Annotated in this window: 1 protein-coding gene and 1 pseudogene; both read right to left on the bottom strand. The window is 55.7% G+C overall.

The genetic code is table 11. From position 1 onward, the window contains the following. Window positions 1–239, bottom strand: a pseudogene (locus tag NW815_RS08620) (hypothetical protein); the annotation flags it as partial. Between the two features lie 410 nt (window positions 240–649). Further along, window positions 650–898, bottom strand: a 249-nt coding sequence (locus NW815_RS08615) for a hypothetical protein (protein WP_414390553.1), incomplete at its 5' end; no start/stop codon positions are given.

The following is an 898-nucleotide window of genomic DNA, read 5'->3' as shown; positions in this document are numbered from 1 at the left end:
CGCATCCACAAGCTAGCTAGGTCTTCTACCAGCGTCACCTCGCATTTCACTCGATAGAGGGGAATATTGACCGAGCTGCCCACCAGGATGGCCAGCAGCAGTAACAGCGCTCCCTCCCGCGAGAACCCCAGCTTTCCCACCGCCAGCGCCACCACATCCACTGCCAGCCCCAGCCAGAGGAAAGGCAGCAGCAACACCAGCATGAAAAACAACAGCAGCGAGACCGGCAGGTAGAACATGGCAGGGATCCCAACTTTTCTTCAGCCTATCAGGACTCGGTTCAACTTTTCTCAGCTGCGTGCCCCCTGAGAAAGTAAGGACTCCGTCCCGCTGGCGCGATAGGTTTGCAACTAAACTTTATTCGTTTCAGGATCTCAAAGGCCAAAAATGAGGTTGCGAATATCCCGATCGCGTTAGCGGGACGGAGTCCTTGAAATATTGCGGCCAGCCCTCCAGTCGCCAGGAGTTTTAGCCATAACGATTTGATAGCGCGGATCTCCATAAAACCGAATTTTGATGTGATTAGATTCTTCAACAGTCTCGAAGCAAAGGTCGCGCAGATACTGTTCAGTATGAATGTTCCACTTGCGGTAGTCTCTGAAGATGTAGCCCTACAGGACAGGCCGGCAGAGGTGCTGCAGATCCTGGGCTAGGCATGGCCCGCTACTACGGGAATGGGGGGATGCCTGCTGGCGAGACTCCGCCACACCAGGGATCCCAGCCCAACAGCCACTCTGGTCGCAGGGACGCCGTTCCCCAAGGCGCGGCAAACGAGCCCCAGCAGGACAGACCACAGCAAAACAACCAATACCCACAAGACTAGACCCAACAGCGGGCCCGCCAAGCCTGCTTCCAGATTGGTCAAAAACTGAAGGCCACCATCACCAACATCAAGGGC

The organism is Synechococcus sp. R6-7, from assembly GCF_047461695.1.
Lineage (GTDB): Bacteria > Cyanobacteriota > Cyanobacteriia > Thermostichales > Thermostichaceae > Thermostichus.
Note: the sequence above shows the minus strand (reverse complement) of the source record. Positions and strands in the feature narration are given on the sequence as shown.